This window comes from Streptosporangium subroseum (genome assembly GCF_900188345.1).
Taxonomy (GTDB): domain Bacteria; phylum Actinomycetota; class Actinomycetes; order Streptosporangiales; family Streptosporangiaceae; genus Streptosporangium; species Streptosporangium subroseum.
Window position 1 is genome coordinate 1 of sequence record NZ_FZOD01000050.1, and the last position, 19,242, is coordinate 19,242.

The window sequence follows — 19,242 nt, forward strand, 5'->3', positions numbered from 1 at the left end:
GCACATCGGCGCCCTGGAAGGAGCGGAATCCGGCGCCCTGTGGATCGCGGGAGAGAAAGACGGCCATCCCGCGCTTGCCCGATGGACCGGCCGTGAATGGAGGCCGGTTCCCCGGCCGCCCATTCCGCGCGTGTACAAGGACCAAGGCGAGACGAGCGTGAGCGACATCGCCGTCGGCGACCAAGGGGAGGTGTGGGTGCTCGGCACGATGTACTGGATCTGCGGTGAAGAGGAGATGACGTGCATCAGACCGGTGCTGATGAAATGGGACGGCGTCCGATGGACGGTCAAGGTCATGCCCGAACGGTCCCCCATTAGAAGCATCGTCTCTGACGGCGCCGGCGGCCTCTGGGCAACCACCCCTCGTAACCTGGCCCACTTCACCGGCGGGGAGTGGGAAAACCACCCGATCACCCGTGGACCCTTGGGCGGCCGGACGGTGGCACAGCTCGCCCGTCGTCCCGGAGCATCGACGGTATGGGCCGTCGGCCAGGACGGGACCGAGGACGAGAAGATGCCGTTCTCAAACGGCGCCATCTGGAAAATGGACCCATAGGCTTTGCTCCCGCGTACCCAACCCCGACGGCTCGCCACCATGTCTCTCGTCGGGCGCCACAGGATTCAGGCTGTCCCCTAAGACTCAGGCAAGCTACTGCGTCACAGCCATGTTCGGCAGTCCGACAGATCCCACTTCAAGATCGAACGTAACTTATCTATTCGCTTTTAAAGGCGATCCGCCTGCGGCGTCTCGCCGCGCGTTGGGCGATCGCTGGCCGCGCTGCGGCTCTTCGGCCGGTCGCGACCAGCGCCACCCACGCGCTAACGACTACCAAGCGCACGAAACAAACGAAGTACCCGGAGCACTGCCACTGCCTTTTGCTTCCCGCGTCGAGCCTTGCCGGCCTTCGAACACTCTCAAGAGGCGTCCAGAAGGCCCTGACGATCGCTCACTTCGCTGCTGTCATATGTGGTTGGGGCGATCGCTGCCGCGGCCTTCGTTCCTCAGGCCTTGCCACCGGGCAAGGGGGTGCGGTTGACGACAATATTCACAAATCCGCGCATCAGGCAGCGTCGACATTCTCTACCCCCAGCTCCCAGGAGTTGGACGGAGAGATAGTCACATCCGAAAAGTGCGAGGTCAGCGGTCGATTTCACCATGGGCCACTTCACCCGGACCGCCGCGAGACAGGGGCGATGCTGGGCCGTGTGCAGGATTTTCCAGACCGTGGAAGCGCCCACGTTCCGACCCAGACCGGCCAGTTCCCCAGCGATTCCGCGGTAACCCAGGTTGGGTTCTCCGCCGCCAGGCGCAGCACCAGCGCGCGGATTGTCGGCCGGGTCGGCGGGCGACCGGGTGTCGTGCGCTTGTAGGTCCAGCGCCGCTTCACCAGATCGGCATGCCAGCGAAGCAACGTGCCAGGTGTGAACAGTAGCCCGATCCGGCGCGGTTTCGGAAGCAGGCGGGCTAGCGCCGAGATCAGGGCCCAGTCGGCCCGCGATGGTTTGGCCCGTGCGACCTGACGACGAAGCACCAGGATCTCGGCTTCCTTGGAGACATCCGAGCGTACGAGGAGAGCAAGGGCACCGAAGAACCGGATGAAGATCAGATAAATCAGTCGCAGAGCCACAAACCCAAATCCTGCCGGTCCCAAAGCCGGGCCTGCACGCCGAACGAAAAACCCCAGGTCACACCCAGCGGCTGAATTCTGGGCACCCACAAGCTCGCGTGGAGGGGCGATCATCTCCTCGTCGGCCACCCCGAAGGGATTCCAGACCGGACGCCTGGGGTCAAGCTGTCGAGTGCGGGCAGGATAACCAGCCGGAGAGGAAGGTCAGCGGGAAGCATGTACACAGTGAACGACGGCTTGACCCCAGGCGTCCGGCCCGGCATGACTGCGTCCGCCCGACGAGGAGATCACCAACGGAACGCACTGGTTGAAGACGGATCAACAAATAGCCATTGCATGCTTACCGACTATTCCATGGGTTCGTAAGCCTTCCAGATCACATGGATATCCTCCAAATGTGGATAGTCCACGTTCATCCTTACCGCCTTCTCCGACTCGATTGCTGCAACCGGGAAGCCTCTTGATATAAATATCTCGGGCCACTTACTTGACTTTCGGATTTTCTCAACCACTTCAAGCTCACATGACAAATAGTTGGTCAGCTTAAAGCCGCAGGCATCCCCAACATGCATGTAGATCTCTCCCTGGCTCTCTACCCATGAGATGATGGAGTGTTTTGCAGTATTGGACACGACTGGAGTCCAAATGATTGCCCTTTTGGTGGCTAGCTTCGTAACATCGACAGTGACCCATTGAAGTCCGAACCCTTGTAACGCGGACTGATTCTGTCCTATCGATGCCAGCCAAAAAGCGGTGTTTCTGGATTCCTTGGCATCGAATTCTTGAAGCGGGATAGGACCTTCATCCCATCCATCTAGAGTCCCAGCCAAATTCAATGCTCTAGCGAAATCGACGCACTTTCCTATGTCTCGGAAGTAGTCAACCTCAATTTCGAATTCAGCAGGCTCTCCGAAGGAGATCCGAGCACCCGGCATACACTTGCTGAGGAATTCAGCGAGTTCCGGCCAGTCTTCGAGATAGCAGGCGGCGTCTGGATCTACAAGAACATCCATCTTGTGAACCCATACACCTTTGCTCTTTTTTCGTCGGGATATAGTAAGGGAAAAGCCCGCTTGGTGGACCAAGCCAAAATGATGAGCATTTGACGTTCTCAAGAACTCACAGCTAGACGCACCTGCCGGACCTTCAACCCTCACGATAATTGGCTCATCAACCGTGAACCCTCGAAGCACGTATGGTCGAGGCAGCTGAGAAAGGCTGCCTAGAAGCTTAGCTTTAACGGCAAGCTTGCTTATCCTCTCCGTACGGAAATCCGGTGCACCAAACGTCGCTAGATAGAGTGCCCTCCGCTCTTCCTTTGTGCCTTGCTCAAAATAGGCGTACAGGTCGATCGCAGTTACTAGTGTAGTCTGCCTTTCGGGCGTTCTTCGTACTTCGATTTGAGCATCACCCAGCAAGGATGAGACCGATCTTTCGGCAACTATAGCTTTGATTCTCTCAACGTAGCCAGGGGCGATAGCGGCCCCTAGGTCATTCTTGAACGACTGTGCTGTTTTAAATCGATCAGACGTAAAAGAGGTCGACGTCTTCTCGGAGGCCAGGAGTTCTGATAACTGAATAGCAAATTCCTGATCAACAAACCTGTAGTAGACATCAGCATTACTGATGCCATCCAGCTTGACCATAATTACAAGCATTGGAAATTGGGCAAGGAGTAACGCTTCAGCATCCGCCCTGGATAGCTTTATTCGGCCATCCGGGTTATCGACCGCTCGCACACAAGCACCAATTATCGAACCTCCAATAATCCCCGTCTCCCTGTAATTTGTGGCATTGTCGACCTGACAAAGGAAGTCGATCCCAAAATCCTCTTCCAGTTTATTGGGAACGATAAGGTTCTGCTGGCAAAATATGCGGAAGGCGTTCTCTCCCGCGGTTCCCAACCTTTGGGAGTAGCTTCTCTTCTTTGGCAATTCCTACTCCTCCCTTGAGCAGCAGCCCGCCATGATGCGTTCTACCTAGGACAACTCCTAGGTTTGATCTCCCGCATTTGTGGGCCGAGCTTCACACAACGCCGGGCGACGGCCTTGCGCTCACCGTGGACCAACAGGTATGAGCCCACTATTGGCACCGTGCCGAATGATTGAGCCCGCCAGCTCTTCCACCGCGGCAAGCAGTTCCGTAGGCGGCAACGTCAGATCGAGAGCGTGCTGCATGATCTCGATCCCGGCTCGGCGCACCACATGCAGGTACGGCTCTGCGTCCCCTTTGGCGTAAACGAGATGGCCGCGCCGCAGGCCTAGCACGGTGCAGTAGGCGAGCATCTGGTAGAGATCGCCGTTGTGCCCGTCCGGCCCGGTAGAGATCTTGTACTTGGCGTCCACTACAGCGGCAGGCCGTTCGACGCCATCGGGGTCGATGGCGTACCAGACTAGGTCAGGCCGGAGCGGCACTCTCTTTCCGTGGTCGAGATGATGGCGCCAGTCCTGCAGAGCCGTTCGCCCGCCGTACGGCTGGAAGGCCTCCGACAGCGCCACGGTGACGAAGCCTTCGAAGATCCGCCACATCTCAATCAGCAATCCGTCCACACGTATCGCCGTGCCGTCGTCAAGCTCGTAGGAGCGGCCGCGCAGTACTAACTCCGCAAGCCGCAGCATTGTGTGGTAGCGCCCGTTCAACCGACTGGCATGCCATACCGGCAGCGGCATGCCCCGCACCAGCGCCGACACTCCGGCCAGCCGCGCCAGCACGTGCCGCAGCATTCTCCGGGTCGAGACGGCAAGGCCGGGGAGGCGCAGCAGACGAGACGCGGCCGCCAGGAGCAACTGGTTCTCCGCGATGTCCACCGTGAACTCGTCATAGCGCACCTCGACCGGGAGCGGCAGGCCGTACCTGCGCCGGACCTGGTCCGCCTCGCGCATCCGCCCCCGGACCACCTGCGACGACTCCTCGATCTCGAGGTATCCCTGCAGGACGCCCTGCCCCAGCGCCTGGTGGGCGGCACGGGCGAAGGCATGCGCGAGCGCGGGCAGCAGGTCCTGATGCTCGCCAGCGTCCACCTCCTCCTGCCGCCAGCCCCGCACCGACCGGCTGTACCCTAAGAGGAAGAGCAGCCGGTCGATCGGCATCTTCGGCCTGATCCGCACCTCGACGCCGCCGATCGTCGCGGCGCCGACATACCCGTTGTCGCGGATCCGCCACAGCCCGGCACGCGGTCCGGGAGAGATCCGTACGGCTCCCGCCGCGACCAGGGCCGCCGCCTGCTCCGCCGTCAACTCGAACTCGCGCGGCGGGCCACCCTCCACGAGAGAAATCACGACAGCCGCCGCCGCAGCGTCTCCAGCCCGTAGCGCTCAGCCACACCGATGCCGTCGCCGTAGTGGTGCTCTTCGAGCAGCGGCAGGATCTGCGTGCGCCACACCCGCGCGAACCCCTTCGGGTCCTGGTAGATCCCCGGGCGCATCAGATACGACGGGCCGATCTTAAAGTCGCGGTCCTCGATCCTGGCGTTCAGCTCGTCTAGCAGCCGCGCCGCCTCATCCGAGAACTCATGGCGGACAAGCCAGCGACGAAGCACGTCCCGGGTCGGGGTCTCCTCCGGGTGAAGCTCAACGAAGGCGAATCGGCGTCGCATGGCCGCGTCGACCAAAGCGATCGACCGGTCGGCCGTGTTCATCGTGCCCAGAATGACCAGGTTTTCTGGCAGCGTGAACGGGGTACCGGTCTCGTCGGCCGAGGAGTAGAGCAGGTCGATGGCCTTCTTCCGGTATTCCAGCAGGAAGTAGAGCTCGCCGAAGATCTTGGCGAGGTTGCCCCGGTTGATCTCGTCGATGATGAGGACGAACGGCTCCTCCGGACGCTGCCGGGCGGCATCCACTAGCCGCAGCAGCGGACCGGGCAACGGCTTGAACATCACCCCCTGCCCATCGGGCGTCTGGACGGGGCGGAAGCCTTCGAAAAAGTCCTCATAGGAGTATGCGGGGTGGAACTGGACCAGTTTCACGTTCTCGCGCTTGCCCATGGAAAGGTGCTGGGCGAGATGCTGCGCGATGTACGTCTTCCCCGTGCCCGGCGGGCCGTACAGGATCAATTGTGGCCGGTCTCGGAGCAGCTCGACGCATTCTTGCAGCCATTCTTGGTCGACCAGCAGCTCGACGGCCAGCTCCGCTGTGACGTCCGGAAGGGCGAACTCTCGAGCCCTGGCTGATCCCGGCCCGATGAGCCGCTCCAGGTCGTCGACGAACTCGGTGAGGTCGAGCACGTCATGCTGGGTGGCCAGCTTGGCGGACATCTCATCCGGCAAATCGCCGAAGTCGAGCGGGGCGTCCGCGTTCAACCAGGTGACCGGCCGCTGCAGGTTCGCCCGGTTTCCCACGCTGGCCCGGAACGCCGGCTCGCCGCGGAGATGTCCGACGTAGATTTTTCCGCCATCGTTGCTGAGGGCCAGGTCGCCGTCGCGCATTCGCGTGAGGAACGCGTAGAACTCAGCGGTCTTCTTCAGCTTGTCGTTATACGACCCGTGCGCGTAGTCCTCATCCACCACCGCTCGGATGACGTCTTGAGAAGACCCTGCCGGCAGCTCCCGCAGCTTCGACGCGGGAAGCGAGCAGTATCTATCCGCAAGCCAATCGCCTATCAAACTCTCGCCGCGCACGTTCGAGCCGCGCACCAGCCAGGCCCTCCGGGGGCGTTCGGGCCCCTCTCCGCCGTCCGGATCGTCTATCACGATCTGCTGCAGGTCCGCCCCCAGAATCTGGCGCGCAGGCGGGACTCGGCCGAGCACAACATGAAGGCCCTCGTCTTCGAGCAGCCGCTGCCACTTCGTCCGCAGTTCTTCATCGGCATGGGCAGCGTCCGGCACGCCACCGTCGGCATCCAGGATTCGGTGCCAGCCCTCGGGACGCTCACCCTGAAGCAACGCCACCAGGCGTGTTTCATCCAACCCGGCCTGCGTCGCGAGATCCCTCGCAGCGACCCAGCTGCCCTCCGGTACGGCTTCCACCAACCGCTTGGCCGTCTCGAACCCCGTCTTGTGCTGGTCCCAGTACTGATAGCCGGCGTGGGAAGCCGCAATGAACGACGGCACACCGGGATGCTTATTGAGTGCGATCCGGCCGAGCGCGGTCAGGTACCAGCGGCCGTGTGACTTGATCACCCAGCCGGACTTGACCAGGCCGCCGCTCTTAAAACGGAGTGCGATCTCAGGGGTGTTGCTGTCGACGCCACCGTGCTTCCACTGCTCCGCCACCTCTGGTAAACGCGCGTTGATCAGGGGCCACAGCTCGGAGACGGGTATGCCTTCGGGATGCTCCGCCAGCACCTGGGCCGCTTCGAACAGGATCTTCCTGGTGAGTTCCGTCCTTGAAGCCATAGGCGCTGTCATGCGTCCCGTCCCTCGTGGCGGGGGCCGTGGCCGGGGGGTGGGTCGAGCAGCGTCTGGTATGGCTTACGTCCGTCGACAGCGTCCTGCATGGCGTCGTAGATCTCAAGGATCAGCCGCTTGGTGCGGTATTCGCCATACGTAGCCTCGTCCTTGCGCTTGACGATTGGGAACGTGTCTATGATGTAGTCCACGTCGTCCCGGCTGACACCGTAGAGGTGAAAGAATGCGGCGTCGAGTTCAGCCCGGAGCAATGCTCGCCGCTCCTCCTCCCAAACGAATGGCGCTCGCTTATCTCCCATATCCCGGGCGAATGATTCCATACCATAAGCCGTATAGGAGAGCTCTAGCACTCGAACTCTTACCCAGTGGTCTAGTCGGGATTCTAGTTGCCATGGGCATTGCTGTTCATACGAGGCGGGCGGTAGTACGGCGAGTTGGGTTACGTAGTTGAAAGTGATGTTGGTTCCAGCCACTTTCTGGCGTGCTACGAAATCCAAGACCAGAGATGCTAGGTTGGCGTAGAGCATCGCTGCCATATCATGACGTGCGAGGGCGAGTAAAAAACTGTCTCCTGCTCCAGCAACGGGAAGTAGGCTGCAAATAAAAGTTCGAATGTTTGCACTTCGAGAAATTTTTCTCCAGCCGAGAAGCCAGCCCTTGTGCCATGACTTAGCGGCAAGTCTGGAAGCAACAGCCTTTTCGGGAACCCAGTATTGCGGGAGTACGGAGTAGGTTGGGTCGCTTTTCTGTTCAGGGGAGGATCGGGGAAGAGTCCCGACGTTGAGCTCTGCCTGAGTGGCATTCAGATAAGTGCTGAACCGATGGTCGAAATGGTGCACCATCTTCGCTTCGTAAAGCGGAAGCAGTCGCTCGCCGTCTCGTATAAGGGAGTTACCTTCAAGCCCCCACCCGTCGGCAAGCATTGACTCTAATGTTTCGCCCTCACCCGCATTAGGGCGGAAGAGATCTGAGTCGCTAGCCATATTGAAAACGCCTTGCATGAACGACAGGTTCCAAGGGTCGCCCCTCTCCCCACTGCTGTGTTCCTGTCGCAGCACCGGAACTCGCCGGTAGATGCCGAGCGTAATGTCAGCGTTCCTCTGATGTTCGAATACCGGACAGGTGCCTGTGTTGGGGTTGATCAGATTGATCTCGTCGGGCGTGAGAGTAAACTGCCGGTTGTCGATATGCGCGATTTTCCGCAGCCGGAATGCCAAGTTGATTCGCTCTTGAGGGGAACGTTTGCCAGCACCGGTCAAAAGGCAGAATCGGAATGAATGGTGGACGTTCGAAAAAAGCTTTTCTTCATTTTCGAAGTCGTACAGCGAGGCAAGCGTATTGGTTGCCACGAGGTTACCGAAGAAGAATTGGGTAGTGGCGTCGGTCGCGATCCCTGTAGGAAGCACCATGCCAATTCGGCCGGTCGGGGAGATCAGTATCCGGCCAGCCTCTGCGAAGACCGCATAGGTGTTGAGGCGGCCCATGCCCGTCAGTGGATAGCGAGCCGATGACTTGAGGAAACTTGTCAATGCTGATGGTGTGCGCAGTTCGCGTAGGAACTCGGCATGAAGTTGCCGGTCTACCTCTTCCTCGCTGGTCGCTAGTTCCGTGATGGCTTTCTTCCTTGCGGCGGCGTTTTTGGCAGTCGCAATCTTTTTGTTACGAGGCGCGAAAAACTCTCGCTCCTTGAACTCGACCTTTTCCCACGGGGGATTACCCAGAATGCAGGTGAAGCCGCCTTCCCAGCCGGTGTCGGGGTTGAGGTCGGGGCCGGAGCCGCCCATGCGGAAGACGTCGGGGAACTCCAGGTGCCAGTGGAAGAAGCGGTACTGCTCGGTCAGCCGCCGCAGTTCCTCGGCCCGCCCCGGCACCAGGGGGGCGCCGGCCTCCAGGCCGCGAACGGTGGCGGTGGTGATGGCTTCAGGAGCCTCGGCATGCTTGCGCCACACGAACGCCGCACACCACGCGTCGGCGGCCAGGCGAGCCCGTCTGAGATCATCCGAATTCTCCAACTCCTGGAAGCGCCGCTCCTGCTCCCTCACATCAGCGACGCTGGAGACCGGCGTGGCGGCCAGCGCGCGTGCCTGTTCCGCGAGCTTCTCGTTGCTGGCGGACTCGTCGAACAGCGCCTCCTGCTCTGCGCGCCGGGCCTGGCCGGACTCCCGTGAAGCGCGCTGAACCTCCCAGGCGTTTTGCTTCTTGAGCTCACTCGCGACGCTTTTGTCGTCGCCCTCGATCGGCTTGAAGGCGCCGTCGGGGATACCGGCGGCGACGAGCCTCGGGGTGGTCCCCAGCAGGGCGTTGCCGACCTTGACGTGGGCGTCGAGGAACGCCAGCGGCTTGCCGGGCTCCAGCGACTCGATCCACAGCGACACTTTGGCCAGTTCGGCGGCGAGGGGGTTGATGTCCACGCCATAGATACATTTCGCGACGACCTTCCGCATGGCCTCGCGCACAGCCGACGGCACCGGCTCGTCCTCTCCGGTCACCATCGCCGTGTAGCGCTTGGCGATCCGCCGGGCGGCGGCGACGAGGAAGTGGCCGGAGCCACAAGCGGGGTCACAGACCGTAATCTTGAGGAGGTCGTCGGCCACGCCGGACCTAGCGTGCTCATCGATGACCGGGTCGAGCGCGGTGTCGAGCAGTGACTCGATGAGCGAGCTGGGCGTGTAGTACGACCCGGTAAGTTTACGGTCGTTGCCGGATACCTTCTCTCGCAGCTCGAACCTCGGCCCCATGCCGTTCGACTCGGCATACGGCACGAGCTCGAGCAGCGACTCATAGATGCTGCCGAGCTCCTCGGCCCCGAGGTGCTGGTAGTCGACGTCGCGCGGGCGGCCGTCCTTGGCCCGGACTGTCGACATCGTCCGCACTGCGGTGAGCAGCGCCTCGTTGGGCAGATCGCACCACAGCAGCTGGTCGGGCAGCGGTTCATCGGTCAAGCTCTGCGATGCGCCGGCCGTACGGAAGAACAGGCCGCCGAGACCGGGAAGGCCGAGCTCAGGTAAGCCATCATCGGCACCCAGGGCCTTGATGACCATGACTGCCGTTTTCCAGAGGTCCCCGTGCCGGTCGCCCGAGCGGCGTACTGCCAGGCGGCGCAGGCGGCGGCTGGAGAAATAGTCGGCGTAGCGGTCCTTGGCGTCCTGTTGCGCGTCCGGGTCGAGCAGGGCGCCGCGGTCCTCGGCGACGAAGATGAAGATGAGCTGGTAGACCAGACGCAGCAGCTCGTGATGGAGTTCTTCCCGGCTGAGCCTGCCGGAGGAGAGCTGCTCCCGGAGCTTGGGGTTGGCGATCAGGAAGCCGGTGCCGAGCGCCTCCAGTGCCTCCTTGACGCCGTCGCGGAGCTGGTCGCGGGCGCGCAGGCCGGTTTCCGCGGCGAACGCGCGCCATTTCTCCAGCCAGCAGTCCGCGTAGGTGGGTGTGGAGTCGTCTCCTGCGATCAGCTCGAAGCGTGAGGCGTGGAGCAGCGTGTAGAGCAGCACGAATTCCGAGTACAGCTCGCCGTCGAAGATTACTTCGAGGTCGAACTCGACGTACGCGGAGCCGACGAGCGCAGTGGAGTCACGGAGGATGCGGAGCTGCCGACCGTTGGAGAGCACGCCCCACAGGTGGTCGTCCGAGAGGTTGAGGAACTCCTGCAGCATCGACTGCGGGGCGCGCTTGGCGACTCCGGTGGTGCCCCGGTCGAGCGGAGTGTTCCACCCGAGCAGGTGCATGGGCACGCTGCGCCAGAGGTGTGAGACGGGGAATTCCTTCTCCCCTGCGCTGATGCTCCCACGGTTGAACGGAACTCGGCCGAAGCCGAATTCGTTCAGGAGGATGAGCAGCCAGCGGTCCCGAGTGACCGACGTGGCGGGGTCGCTCTCGGGGAGCTTGTCCATGCGCTCACGGAAGGCGCGGTAGGCGCCGAGCAGGTACTCCCAGCGGCGGCTGGCGGCATCGCCGAGGCGTTCGGCCGCCGCGAGGTGGTAGTCCTCGGATCGCATACCGGGGAGATCCCGGTCGGCGGCGGCGATGCGGGAGAGCACGTCCTGCGGGATGAGGCTGCCCGCTACGTCGACGGCGAGATAGGCGCTCCTCATCGCGCACCGCCAGCCGGAAGGTAGACGTAGACGCCGAGAACGTCGGCGGGGTGGTTGGCGGTCACCTTCAGTCCTCTCGTGCCCGCGCCGACGGCGCCGCGGACCCGCTGGTGGGATTCTGCGAGTTTTGTGGCGAGCACGTCGCCGCGGGCGCCCAGCTCGGCGGCGAACTCCGGGGACAGTTCCCGGCTGGCCTCGCCGGTTTCCTCGCCCACGGTCTCGGTGACGAGCTCAGCGATGGCCCGTTCGGCTGTGCGCCGGACTAGTTCGGGCAGAGTGTTGGCGGGTCTCGCAGTGAGCAGTTCGGTGACCTCGTCGTCGGTCAGCCACTCCCGTCCATCGGCTCCGGCCCGGTAGCCGACGACCTGGGCATCCTCGGCGACCAGGGTGCGGGTTCCGGTACGGCCGGGCAGTGTGACGTGGAAGCGGTAGCGGACGAGGAGCAGTGTGGTGCGCGCGCTGACAGAGTCCGTACGAATCACTCCGCAGCGGCGGGCCGGCCCTTCCGCGTCAAGTGCCGAGTCCAGGACCGTCCGGGCCAGGTTGCGGACCATGGGGTCGGTGCGGACCAGCGCGTGCGTGCCCACCGGGGCGGGGATATCCAGGTGGAAGTCCAGGTTCGCGGTCTTACCGTTGGCGGTGAGGCCGAGCGCGTGGCGTACCGAGATCGGGAACTGGCGAGTGTCGGCGTGGAAGCCGTCGGCGCGGGGTTCGATGATCGCCCCGAAGCCGGAGAGTGAGTCACGGGCGAAGCGCGAGACGTCTGCGGAGCTGCCGAGGGCCGCGCGGATCTCCACGACCTCCCGTTGGACCTCGTCGAGTTTGACACCGGAGTGGGCGTACTTGGTGAGGGCCTTGGACTCGCGGTCCGCGGCGCTCTCCCAGGCCCGGTGCATCTGATCGCGCGTCTTGGTCACTCCGAAGTCGAGGTCGAGCTGGTCCTGGTTCTCCTCATTCCGTAGAAGCAGGCCCTCGATCAGCGACTTCACAACGTCTTCACTGCCGGTCGGGACGGGTACGGCGACACCGGTGCGGCGGGCGATGGTGCGGTGCTTGCGGATAAGCACGTCGAGCACGACTCCGTCGATGCCGTTGTCCTGGCCGTAGAGAGTGACCGCGCGCACCAGGGGGCTGCGCTGGCCGAACCGGTCGACGCGACCCTCGCGCTGCTCGTGCCGGGTCGGGTTCCACGCCAGGTCGTAGTGGATGACCGCCTGGAAGCTCTCCTGGAGGTTGACCCCCTCAGAGAGGCAGTCGGTCGCGACGAGGACGTGCCTGCCGGGTTCCTCGGCGAGCTCGCTGATGACCTTCTGCCGCGCCTCCGGAGGAAGCTGCCCGGTGACGTGGCGGACGTGGGCCTTCTTGCCGAGCGCCTTGGCCAGGTGTTCGGCGACGTACTGGGCGGTGGGGATGAAGCGGCAGAACACGATCGGGTCGTAGCCGTCGGCGAGCAGCGCCTTGACCTCGTTGATCAGCGCGGCGAGCTTCGCGTCGTCCTGCGGGCCTTCGATCTTGAGGAATGCGCGGGCCATGCGTCGCAAGCGTTCGGTGTCCGGCGACGCCGAGTCGTCCTCGTCCTCGGTCTCGGTGAGCGCGCCGGCGGCGGCGTCGAGGCCCTCGAGGGCCTCCTCGTCGGTGAGGTCGAGGACGCTGGAGCGGCCGAGCTCGTCGGCCTCGGTGTCGTTTTCGGCGGCGACAGTGGCCGAACGGGTCTTCAGGGTCTCGGCGGCGGCCCGAGGGGACGAGGCCACCGAGCGCAGCATGGCCAGTGCCGACCACCAGGAGACCCGCTGGCGCAGACCCGCGCCAGGCTTGCGGACGGTCTCCCGGGCGTAGGCGAGTACCTGGCGGGCGAGCTTGCCGTACTCGCCGGTGAGCGAGTACGAGACGTCGCGGACCTGACGGTCCTGCGGGAAGGGCGTCTCCTCATCCAGGTAACGACGGATGTCGCGGCGACGGCGCTGGACGAAGTGCCGGGCAAGCGCCTCGCGGCCCTTGACGCTGTCAAGGTCCACAGAGGCCAACGCCGGGTCAAGCAGAGCGATGAGGTCGCGGAAGGCTTCCTCCTTGCCGCTGTGCGGCGTCGCGGTGACCAGGAGCAGGTGCCGGAGCGGGTCGGCCGCGAGCTCTTGCAGCAGCCGGTAGCGGAGCTGGCTCTGCTTGCTGGACGACCCCGCGGAGACGCAAGTATGGGCCTCATCCACGATGACCAGGTCCGGGCAGGTTCGGACGAACTGCTGATAGCGCCGGTCGGCCTTGATGAAATCGGTGGAGACCACGGTGATCGGATGCCGGTCGAAGATGGACTCGTCCAGCCGGAGTTCGCGCTCCAGCCGGGTCGCGGTGGAGGCCAGCACGAGTGTCGCCTCAATGGCGAATTTGTCGCGCAGCTCCGCCTGCCACTGCTCCGCCAGCGCGGGCGCGCAGAGCACTGTCAGGCCGGACGCCTCGCCGCGTTCCAGAAGCTCCTTGGCGATCAGGCCTGCTTCGATGGTCTTGCCGATGCCAACGTCGTCGCCAATGAGCAGCCTGACCGTTTCCATGCGTAAAGCGAGCAGCAGCGGGACGAGCTGGTACTGGCGCGGCTCCACGGCAATGGAGGCCAGGGAACGGAACGGCCCTGCGCCCGAGGTGAAACCGATCCGCAGTGCCGTACGGAGCAGGCCCGCCGCGACGCTGTCGCCGACTTCGTCCGCCGTGGGCGGTGGGAAGGTGGCGTCCGTAACCTCGTCCGCGAACAGGCACGCCTCGAAATCTGTGTCGCCGTTGAGTGGACGCACCATAAGGAAGTGGTCGTCGCTGCCGGGCTGGACGACCCATTCACGTCCGCGGGCGGCGACGAGAGACCCTGCGGTGTGGCTCATCGGCTCCTCCTGCCGGTGCCGAAGACGCTCGGGTATCTGCGCACGATCTCGTCCCACTCCTCGTCATGTCTGAATCGGATAACCAACCAGCCCAGATCCATCAGCCGGTCTTCTGCCTGCATGTCGCGCTCGCTCACATTCGGGAAATCGTGGTGCGGCCCATCAACGAAGATCGCGACATTTCCGGCCTGCATGCGGTACAGGAAGTCTGGTTTGGCCCGGGCACCCGCGACGATCTCCTGAGATCCGTCCGGTAGCCGGTAGTCGCGTTCCCGCAGGAAGTCGACGAAGCTCCGCTCCAGCTCGCTGTCGGCGGAGTCACGGAGGGCGCCGACGTGCTCCTCGACAGTCCGGTGGCCGCCCGACGGCTCGGTATCCGATTCGGCGAGATTGCGGAGGATCTTCACGACGCTCTGCCGGTCGATCTTTTCGTGCCACCACTGGTTGGTGTAAGAGAGGAGGCAGTCGTAGCAGCCGCGTTCGCAGCGCTCGCGAGCCCCGGGGGCGTGGCCGCGGTCCTCGCCCGTCTCAGGGTCGATGTGGATGATGTCGAGAGCCTTGGCCGCGACCCTGCGGAGGGCACCGCGCTCGTCGTGGAGTCTGCGGAGGACGCCGGCCCCACCCTCGGCACTCTCGATGAAGAGCATCCGGGCGCGCCCCTGCGGGTCGTCCAGCGGCTCACTGCTGAGTTCGGCATCTTCTAGCTGGAACTCCGCCTCGATGCCGCGCTCCAGCGCGTACCGCAGGGTGGTAGCGAGGGAGTCGTCGACCTGTTCGGCGAGCCGGATGACGCAGATGTTCTTCCGGTCCTCCACGAAGGGGACGACCTTGCTGATCCGTTGTGCCTTCTCCATGGAGATCAGGCCCGCGTCCTCCGGCGCCTGGTTGGCCGCGTCGGAGTCCTTCACCCACCGGCCCTTGACCGGGTCCAGCCAGTAGCCGATGTCATTGCGGTTCTTACGTCCACGGCGGCCCTGGTTGATGATGCGGACGGTCGCGGTGTCACCGTAGATCAGCTCGGCCAGCGGACCGTCCGTCCCCTTGACGGCCGCCTTGAGACGGCCGGAACGACTGCCATGGGTGCTGAAGCGGTAGCTCGTCTTCAGATCGAAGCCGGCCTTGCGCCGCTCCTCCTCGTCTGAGGAGATCCTCTGGCGGCGGATCGTGTGGACGGTCTGCAGGTGCATCAGACCGGAGAGCGACCCGCCCAGTTCAACCCCGCACTCCTCGCACTCCTCGGTGCCCGCTTCGCGGTCGTGCCAGTAGCCACACTCCGCGCAGATCCGCGCCTCGGAGGTCGCGACCTCCCCCGACTCCCCTGCGGGCACCTGGATCTTGGCCACCTCGTAGCGGCGGCCCTCGTGATAGATGAGGGCGCCGGGACCGAACTCGCCGATCGCGATGAACCGGGGGCGCTGAATGTAGCTGGCCTTCTTCCTCTCCCCCGGGATATAGGCGGCCAGCGGGAGCCGCGGGAAGGAGTAGCCGGGCAGGAAGCCCTCGGAGGCAAAGTAGCGGTAGGTATAGAAGTCGCTGAACTGCCGGTCAGTGTCCTCGTTCTTCAGCAGCCGCAGCTGGTTCTCCGCCTGGCGACGCCGCCCCTGGGCCTGATTTCGGGACTGCGGGGTCGCCGCGTGGTCCAGTACCCGGCGGTTCTGTTCAGCTTGCTCGGCGGTGGCCGCGCGGAACAGGTCTCGCCACCGGTCGCAGGCGGCGTCAAATCCGGCGGCCGCGTTGCGGATGGTGTGCTCGACCCAGCCCTCGTACCACCAGGCGCTGTCGCCGAGGCGCTCCTTGGCCAGGAGATCGGCCACCATCTTCTTCACACGAGGCAAGGCACGACGGAACGCCTGCTCGTCCTCCAGCTGGAGCCGCAGGTTGTCGTGGATCGGCAGCTCATCCACCAGGGAGACATCGAGCACCTCAGGCATCCGCGAGTACAGCGAGGCTCCTGTCTCGGCAAGCCAGATGGCGTGCACGTGAGAGCGGACGAGGTCCTCGTTGGTGAGGTCCAGCCGTGGCGGCTGAACGCGGCCGGCGACCATCTGCTCGGAACGCCGGAAGTAGTACTGATCGTGCGGGCTGCCGGTGGAGCAGTATGTGGTGATCAGCGCGGGCTGGCCACTCCGTCCCGCACGGCCCGAACGCTGCGCGTAGTTGGCCGGAGTGGGAGGGACGTTACGCATCGCAACGGAGTTAAGGGTGGCGATGTCGACGCCCAGCTCCATCGTGGGCGAGCAGTACATCAGGGGCAGCGTGCCGTCACGGAAGCGCCTCTCGCGCTCCTGGCGTACATCCGCCTGGACCTGGGCTGTGTGCTCGGCCGCGTGGATGCCGGTCAGGTCCGCCGCGACAGTGGCGTAGAGCTCGCGGAAGAACTCGTTGACCCGGACACCGACTTCGGAGTCGACGGTCTTGCGCAGCGGATCGGAGGCTCCCTCCTTGCCATTGCCCGCCCGCCAGATCAGCTCGGAGGACTTGACCCGGTAGCCTCGTGCACCATCTCGGGTCTGGTCTACCTGGACGAGCAGGCCGTACTTCTCCATGACCCAGAGCAACTGGGTGATGATCAGCTGTGCGTCGTCGACGGAGAGCTTGTGCGGGAAATGCGGGAAGGCACCGGAGCGGCGCAGGTAGCGGCCGAGCGCGGATCGACCGGTGAAATTGACACGTTCCCGGCTCTCTCCGGGACGCCCCGACTGAGCGAAGACGGTAGCGGCCCCGACCCGCCCATCCGGATCGCCGAGCGCCCACACGCCGATCAGATGCTGCTCGGACTGGTTGAAGATCCGCTCGTATCCCTCCAGCGTGAGCACGTCCACGTCGACCGCGAGCGCGCGGCGCATCTCGTCGAGCACGATGCGAGCGAGTTCGGCGCGGTGACTCGGTTCGTCGTCACGCAGGGCCGCGTGAGTCTGCTCCCAGAACTCGGTGTCGGCGGCGATCTCGTCCAGGGCGACGTAGTCGAACTTCAGCAGTCCGGTCTGCTCCAGGTTGGGCATGGTGATACGCCAGCCACGCGCCAGGTCGACGTAGATCAGGTAGGAAAGGGCCCCGCGTAGCGCTTTGAGCACATGCTCGCGCTGGCCGAACTTCACATCGGGGTTCTGTGCGTACGCGGTGAGCGGCAGGTCCAGCGCCTTGGCCACGCGCTGGGCCACGTCGTCGTGACGCAAGCCGTCGTCCCCGACCGTCGCGGCGGCCCGGTAGACGGCGCCGCGCACCTGGGTCACCTGGACGAAGTCGTTGAGATGGCCCGCCTGCAGGCTCGCATCCTGCCGGTTGTCAACGAAGGTGAGCAGCTTGCGCGCCTTCTCGTCGAGGTTCTGCTGTTCACGCAGGTTCCGGACGATGCTCGTGCTGATGATCGACATGGCCGAGCTGCGGCCCTCGCTCGCGAAGGTCGCCAGCTTGGCGAAGTCCTTGCCCCTGACCTGCTCGTAGGAGACCCGGCAGCGCAGACAGAACCTGAAGGGCTCGCGGAAGTGCCAGGCTCGCTGACCTTGGCCGACAGGGCTCTCGCTGCCCCCGGGACCGATCCAAACTTCGCGCGGAAGGTAGTCCCTGTGGGTGACTCGGACCTGGCTGCCACCGTCCGCGGCCGGCTCCAGCCACGAGTCGGGGAGCCTGCCCGCAGCGACGGGGTCAGCGGGCCAGGGGTGGTCGGAGCTGACGTACAGGTAGCCGTTGGCGGCCTCGCCGCCGGCCACGTTGGCCTCCTGGCGGGCACCGTAAGTGCCGTCCTTCCGCCGGGACACCACCAGGTAGTCCTGGCCGCACTCCCGGCAGAAGGCGAGCGGAAGGAGGAGCTTCTCGCGGTGGCCGGGGACGCTCACCTGGTACTGGCTGGTGATGTACCGCTCGTCTTCGGGTTCCAGGCTGACGTAAGCGGTGTCTCCCTTGGAGAGGAACTGGTGCAGCCGGAAGGCGAACAGCGGCCGGGTGGTCTCCGGATGCCTCGCTCGGGCGCCCTCTTGGAGGACCTTCTCGATGACTTCGGCGCATTCGTCCATTGACCGATCGGCGAGCCCGGCCAGGGTCTTGGAAGCCTCGGCGACCTTGGTGGGCTTCTGGCGGATCAGCCGCTCGCTGCCCTGCTCTCGCGTCAGGCCGAACTCCGATTCGATCCAGCTCGCCAGCGGATCCTGCGCCAGCTCCATGTACGACCGGTCGGCACCCGCATCGTTCATCGAGGCCCGAAGCTCGGCTTTGCTGGGCTGCCGGTCGGCCGTCGCACGGACGAGCGTCTCGCCGATCACCCGGTCGGGAGTGACGTCGATGCCGAAGAGCCTGGTGGCCACCCCGGCGATGACATCCTGCGCCTCGGAGAAAGTCTCAGTGGTGGCCATGGTGGCCGAGGTCCCGATGCATTGCAGGTCGGGTGCCATGCAGGCGTCACGCAGGCGCCTCACGAGAAGACTGACGTCAGCACCCTGGCGGCCCCGGTAGGTGTGCATCTCGTCGAGAACGAGGAAGCGCAGCCCCTGTGCGGCACCGATCAGATCCCTGCGCTCGGCGGGCCGGGTCAGCAGGTATTCCAGCATGACGTAGTTGGTGAGCAGGATGTCGGGCTTGCGGGCGAGGATGCGGGCACGCTGCTCCTCGCCTTCCTGTCCGGTGTAGCGCTCGAAGCTCACCTGCCGACTCCCCTTGGGCAATCCCCACTGCAGGTATCGGGTGAGCTCCTCAAGCTGGCTGTTGGCCAACGCGTTCATCGGGTAGACGACGATCGCTTTGACCCGCCCCGGCGCGGGATCACGCAGAATCGAGTCGACGATGGGCACCATGTAGGCGAGGCTCTTACCCGAGCCGGTTCCGGTAGTGAGCACATAGCTACGGCCGTCGCGAGCTGCCTCGACGGCTTCCCGCTGGTGCTGGTGGAGGGTGATCGTCCGCGTGCCGGGGTCGTTCTCGTCCGACTTGGGGCGGAAGTACTGCTCGCAGGCGGGGTGGAGCACGCCTTGCGCGATCAGCTCGGTGATGGTGCCACCACTGGCGAAGCTTGGGTTGAGGGAGACCCACGGATGGGGCCAGCGGACCCGCGCTTCCCGCTCGTCCTGCAGGTAGGCGGCGATACGCGGGTCGCGAACGCTGACCAGCGACGTCGTGAACTCGTCATAGTCGGCGATGAGCCGCTCATGCACCTGGAAGACGTCCATCCCCCGAGCCACCGCTACCTTTCAGTAGAAATGTCGGGGATAACCGTTTAGGCAGGCCGTGAATAACCCGTTTCGCGGCTTAACCCCGATGATCCAACACGTAAAGGTAGACCAACGGAACCGCCTGGTACACGACTGGAATGTTGCATTGCGGTATCAGTG

7 protein-coding genes and 1 pseudogene are annotated in these 19,242 nt (G+C 64.2%); 1 reads left to right on the forward strand and 7 read right to left on the reverse strand.

Features of this window, described 5'->3' with window-relative positions; all coding sequences use genetic code 11:
• Positions 1 to 556: pseudogene (locus CHC08_RS34345) on the forward strand (hypothetical protein); the annotation flags it as partial.
• Positions 557 to 1,166: 610 nt separating this feature from the next.
• Here CHC08_RS34345 and CHC08_RS34350 read toward each other — a convergent pair.
• The 7 genes from CHC08_RS34350 to CHC08_RS34375 form a co-directional block, all read right to left on the reverse strand.
• The gene (locus CHC08_RS34350) at positions 1,167 to 1,628 is read right to left on the reverse strand and encodes an integrase (RefSeq protein WP_179282374.1); all 462 of its coding nucleotides are present in this window, start codon (positions 1,626 to 1,628) and stop codon (positions 1,167 to 1,169) included.
• A 347-nt stretch (positions 1,629 to 1,975) separates the two neighbouring features.
• Positions 1,976 to 3,562 carry a hypothetical protein gene (locus CHC08_RS48685; RefSeq protein WP_143653446.1) on the reverse strand — a complete coding sequence of 529 codons (1,587 nt, stop codon included), beginning with the start codon at positions 3,560 to 3,562 and terminating at the stop codon, positions 1,976 to 1,978.
• A 120-nt stretch (positions 3,563 to 3,682) separates the two neighbouring features.
• Positions 3,683 to 4,906, reverse strand: a complete 1,224-nt coding sequence (locus CHC08_RS34355; protein WP_089211550.1) for an McrC family protein — start codon at positions 4,904 to 4,906, stop codon at positions 3,683 to 3,685.
• Entirely contained in the window at positions 4,903 to 6,960 is a 2,058-nt protein-coding gene (locus tag CHC08_RS34360) for an McrB family protein (protein WP_179282375.1), read from the reverse strand. Before CHC08_RS34360 ends, CHC08_RS34355 begins: the two co-directional genes overlap by 4 nt.
• 8 nt (positions 6,961 to 6,968) lie before the next feature.
• Positions 6,969 to 11,057: an Eco57I restriction-modification methylase domain-containing protein gene (locus tag CHC08_RS34365; RefSeq protein ID WP_089211552.1), complete on the reverse strand. Its 4,089-nt coding sequence runs from the start codon at positions 11,055 to 11,057 to the stop codon at positions 6,969 to 6,971.
• Positions 11,054 to 13,921 carry a helicase-related protein gene (locus tag CHC08_RS34370; RefSeq protein ID WP_089211553.1) on the reverse strand — a complete coding sequence of 956 codons (2,868 nt, stop codon included), beginning with the start codon at positions 13,919 to 13,921 and terminating at the stop codon, positions 11,054 to 11,056. Before CHC08_RS34370 ends, CHC08_RS34365 begins: the two co-directional genes overlap by 4 nt.
• Positions 13,918 to 19,092, reverse strand: coding sequence for a DEAD/DEAH box helicase (locus CHC08_RS34375; RefSeq protein ID WP_245878736.1), 5,175 nt, complete (start codon positions 19,090 to 19,092; stop codon positions 13,918 to 13,920). Before CHC08_RS34375 ends, CHC08_RS34370 begins: the two co-directional genes overlap by 4 nt.
• Positions 19,093 to 19,242 lie beyond the last annotated feature (150 nt).